We start from the raw sequence: 973 nt of genomic DNA on the forward strand, positions 1-973 counted from the left end.
AGCATCGGCGGCACGAAGTGCAGCGTGGTGATGCGCTGCTCATCGATCACGCGCGCCAGGTAGGCCACGTCCTGGTGGCCGCCAGGCCTGGCCACGACCAGGGTCGCGCCTTCGAGCAGCGGCCAGAAGAATTCCCACACCGAGACGTCGAAGCTGAAGGGGGTCTTCTGCAGCACCCTGTCCGCTGCCGTCAGCGGGTAGGCCTCCTGCATCCATTGCAGGCGGTTGACGATGCCCCGGTGGTCGATGCCCACGCCCTTGGGCTTGCCGGTGGAGCCGGAGGTGTAGATGACATAGGCCAGGTGACCGGGCTCGGTCAGATTCTCCAGGTTGCCGGGGTCGACCAGCAGTTCGACGCCGTCGTCCAGCACGATCACCGGCAGGCCGGGCGCGGCCGGCACGCGGTCCTGCAGATGGCTTTGCGTGAGCACGGCCACCGGCTTGGCGTCGTCCAGGATGGTGGCCAGGCGCTCGGCCGGGAAGCCGGGGTCCAGTGGCACGTAGGCGCCGCCGGCCTTCAGGGTGGCATACAGGCCGACGATCATCTCGACGGAGCGCTCCATGCACAGGCCCACGAGCGAGTCCGGGCCAACGCCCAGGCTGCGCAGCTGGCGCGCCAGGCGGTTGGCCTGCGCGTTGAGTTCGGCGTAGCTCAGCGAGGCACCTTCGTAGACGACGGCCGTGCGCTCGGGGCTGCGTTGCACCTGGGCTTCGAAGAGCTGGTGCAGGGTGTTGCCGCCTGGGGCCACCCGCGGGTAGGCGGTGGCGGTGTCGTTGAAGCCGTACAGGAGTTGCTGGCGCTCGGCTGCGCCCAGCATCGGCAGCTCGCCCACCGGGCGCTCGGGATCTTCCACGATGGCCCGCAGCAGCTGCGTGAAGTGGCCGGCCATGCGCTCGATGGTGGCGGCTTCGAACAGGTCGGTGCTGTACTCCAGCTCGCCGTGCAGGCCTTGCGGGTCTTCGGTCAGCGTCA

The 973-nt window shown here is 69.2% G+C and carries 1 protein-coding gene; it reads right to left on the reverse strand.

The annotated features are described in order from the left end of the window. Window positions 1-973: AMP-binding protein (locus AC3WR5_RS33460; RefSeq protein ID WP_492490112.1), on the reverse strand; the 973-nt coding region annotated here is incomplete at both ends.

It is taken from the genome of Ideonella sp. FW305-24 (assembly GCF_058788035.1).